This is a genomic window from Nguyenibacter vanlangensis (genome assembly GCF_013376155.1).
GTDB classification, from domain to species: Bacteria; Pseudomonadota; Alphaproteobacteria; order Acetobacterales; family Acetobacteraceae; genus Gluconacetobacter; species Gluconacetobacter vanlangensis.
The window spans coordinates 1-3,273 of record NZ_JABXXP010000324.1 but is presented as its reverse complement, the minus strand read 5'-3'; the positions used below and the strand labels follow the sequence as shown (position 1 = coordinate 3,273).

Below are 3,273 nucleotides of genomic sequence, written 5' to 3'. Positions count from 1 at the left end.
CGCGCGGGCCGGGGCATGGCCGGACCGGCTGCTGATGGCGGCGACCCTGGTCGGGTCCTCGCTCGCCGGCTTCTGGGTCGCCCTTCTGGGAATGGAACTGTTCGCCGTCCGCCTGCACTGGCTGCCGCTGATGGGGGCGGGGGACTGGCGGCACTACGTCCTGCCTGCATCCGTCCTGGCGCTGTTGCCGACCGCGCTGATCCTGCGCATGACCCGCGCCGGCCTGTGCGAGATCCTGGACCAGGATTATATCCGCACCGCCCGCGCCAAGGGGCTGCCGCCCTGGCGGATCATGACGCGTCATGCCCTGCGCAACGCCATGGTCCCGGTGGTCACGGTGGCGGGGCTGAACCTGGGCGGCCTGATCAGCGGCGCCGTCGTGACCGAGACCGTGTTCGACTGGCCGGGGATCGGCCGCCTGCTGGTCGATGCCGTGCGTTATCGCGACTATCCGGTGATCCAGGGCGTAACCCTGCTTTCGGTCCTGGGGGTGCTCGTCATCAATCTGCTGGCCGAACTGGCGATCATGCGGCTCGATCCCCGCCAGCGCGGGCACTGACATGGGGACGGCCAGGTGGAAACGGTAGAAATGTACGCGCAGCGTGCCCGAGACATGACGTTCCCGCGCCTCAGCCCGGAACTGATCCTGGGCGTGCTGCTGTGCGGCGGCGGGCTGCTTGCCGCCCTGTTCGGGCCCATGCTGCTGGGCGGCGATCCGGCGGCGCAGGACCTCTATCACGTGCTGCAGGCGCCCTCGCTCGCCCACCCCTGCGGGACGGATGCGTTCGGCCGCGACATCCTGCTGCGCCTGGTCCACGGGCTGCGCCTGACGATCCTGGAGATCCTGGTCAGCCTGGCGGTGGCCGCCGGCATCGGCATCCCGCTGGGGCTGGCGGCGGGCATGGCGCCTGCCTGGCTGGACGGGGCGATCATGACGATCTCGGACGTGCTGTTCGCCTTTCCGGGCCTGATCCTGGCGCTGCTCGTCGTCAGCCTTCTCGGCCCGGGGCTGTTCCATGCGCTGCTGGCCATCGCGGCGTTTTCCGTGCCTGCCTATGTGCGCCTGGCGCGCAACCTGACGGCCAGCCTGCGCCACGCCACCTGGGTCGAGGCGCTGCGGGTCCTGGGGGCCAGCCGGACGCGGATCGTCCTCCGCCATATCCTGCCCAATGCCGCCGGGCCGCTGCTGGTGCAGGCGACACTCAGTTCCGGCACGGTCGTGCTGGCCGCCGCCAGCCTGTCCTTCCTTGGCCTGGGCGCGCAGCCGCCAATGCCCGAATGGGGCACGATGATGAGCGACGGGCGCAATGCGCTCGGCGCCGCCTTCTGGCCCTGCCTCTTTCCCGGCCTGGCGATCGCCCTGAGCGTCATCGGGCTCAACTGCCTAGGCGACGGGCTGCGGGACGGGCTGGGAGAACGAAGCGGCCCGTCGTGAATGCCTTCCTGGCCACGCTGGAAAACATCGCGCCCGCCCTGCGGGGCTGGACAGCCGCGCGATCATCGCCGCGTGGCACGGCGGCGATCCGGTCGCGCAGTGGACGATCACGGGCGCGGCCGCACGACCGAGCCCGCCTGTCGCGCTACCGCGATTCGCTTTACCGCGATTCGGGCGGCGGCATCGCCAGGAAATCCTGCCATGGCGCGTAATGCGGCGGCAGCACGACCGACAATTCGCTCAGCGCCAGGAACACGGCGACGATGGCCAGCACCAGCAGCACGGCCCGCCAGGCGCCCAGGGCCAGCCCGACCCGGGCGACGAACCAGGTCAGCCACAGATTATAGACGATGACGACGCCGTTCAGGATCACTCCGGCGCCGATCGCCCCGATACCGCGCGGCAGGGCCATACCCAGGACGGTGCCCAGGACTGCAACGGTGCCCAGCATGATGAACAGCACCAGCCAGTCGCACCACAGGGCGGCGGTGATATAGCGCGGCCACAGGGCCTGCCGCCCCCATAGCTGGGCCAGTTGATGGGTGACCAGCGTGGGGGCCAGTACCAGGCACAGCGACAGCAGGATCTTGGTGCCGTTGATCGCGGTCGGGGCATGGGCGAGCGTCAGCAGGCTGCCAACCAGCCACAGCGCCACGCGCGGCGCCAGCGCGGTCAGGACCGAATCGGCAGTCGCGCCGAAGCAGTTCATGCCGTCGCGCCGCCCCCGTCCCAGCAGCGCCATGCCGCGGAAAATCGCGCCGGGACTGCCGGGCAGCGGCCCCTGCTTCACCCCGCGTCCCTGCATCATCCCACCAACCTTTCCAGAAACGCGGCATAGATGTCCGTCAGCGCCAGCAGGTCGCTCACGGGCACATGCTCGTCCACCTTGTGCATGCTGGCCCCGACCAGGCCGAATTCCGCCACCGGGCAATAGCGGCTGATGAACCGGGCATCGGACGTGCCGCCACCCGTGTCCAGGCGCGGGGTTCGCCCCGTCGCGCCGCGGATCGCCGCCACCAGCACGTCCAGTTCGGGCGTCGGCTCCGTGCGGAAGGCCTCGCCGCTGATCCGCACGTGCAATTCGGCGGCCGGCGCGTGGGCCGTGACGATACCGGCGATCCAGTCCGCGAGGCCCTGGCCGGTATGCAGGTCGTTGAAGCGGATATTCAGCCGCGCCTCGGCCCGGCCGGGAATGACGTTGGTGGCGTCGTTGCCGACATCGACACTGGTCACCTGCAGGCTGGACGGCTCGAACCAGTCCGTGCCCTCGTCCAGCGGCCGCGCCGTCAGCGCGGACAGGATCGCCAGCAGCCGGTGCACCGGATTGTCGGCACGGTGCGGATAGGCGACGTGGCCCTGGATGCCCGGCACCACGATCCGCGCGTTCAGGCTGCCGCGCCGCCCGATCTTGATGACGTCACCCAGCCGTTCCGGATTGGTCGGTTCGCCCACCAGGCAGAAATCGGGGATCTGGCCGGAATCCTTCATCCACTCCAGCACCTTCACGGTGCCGAACGCGGCCGCCCCTTCCTCGTCGCCGGTAATCAGCAGGCTGACGGACCCCGAAAGGGGCCGGCCGGAGGCCAGAACCCGTTCCACGGCCCCCACGAACGCGGCGATCCCGCCCTTCATGTCACAGGCCCCGCGGCCATAGAGCATGCCGCCGCGCAATTCCGCCGCGAACGGATCGCAGCTCCAGCCCGCCTGGCCGGGCGGCACGACGTCGGTATGTCCGGCGAAGCAGAGATGCGGCGCCCCCTGCCCCAGCCGGGCGAACAGGTTGGGGGTGCGCTGGGCGCCGTCGCCGAAGGGCAAATCCACGACCGTGAAGCCCAGGC

Annotated in this window: 4 protein-coding genes; 2 read left to right on the top strand and 2 right to left on the bottom strand. The window is 70.3% G+C overall.

Annotation, left to right across the window (positions count from 1 at the left end; genetic code table 11):
- A partial coding sequence (locus HUK84_RS13185; RefSeq protein WP_176640703.1) for an ABC transporter permease occupies nucleotides 1-559 on the top strand: 559 nt, incomplete at its 5' end.
- A 54-nt stretch (nucleotides 560-613) separates the two neighbouring features.
- Complete coding sequence (locus HUK84_RS13180) at nucleotides 614-1,435, top strand: ABC transporter permease (RefSeq protein ID WP_176640702.1); 822 nt, start codon at nucleotides 614-616, stop codon at nucleotides 1,433-1,435.
- 160 nt (nucleotides 1,436-1,595) lie between these two features.
- Here the strand turns inward: HUK84_RS13180 and HUK84_RS13175 are convergent, their stop codons facing one another.
- Together HUK84_RS13175 and dapE are read right to left on the bottom strand one after the other, a co-directional pair.
- Entirely contained in the window at nucleotides 1,596-2,243 is a 648-nt protein-coding gene (locus HUK84_RS13175) for a hypothetical protein (protein ID WP_176640701.1), read from the bottom strand.
- Nucleotides 2,240-3,273: succinyl-diaminopimelate desuccinylase (dapE, locus tag HUK84_RS13170; protein WP_176640700.1), on the bottom strand; the 1,034-nt coding region annotated here is incomplete at its 5' end. The genes dapE and HUK84_RS13175, both read right to left, overlap by 4 nt.

What these genes read in the sequence shown, in the direction of transcription:
- HUK84_RS13180 (WP_176640702.1), top strand. Translation starts at nt 614, where the DNA reads ATGACGTTCCCGCGCCTCAGCCCGGAACTGATCCTGGGCGTGCTGCTG.
- HUK84_RS13175 (WP_176640701.1), bottom strand. Translation starts at nt 2,243, where the DNA reads ATGATGCAGGGACGCGGGGTGAAGCAGGGGCCGCTGCCCGGCAGTCCC.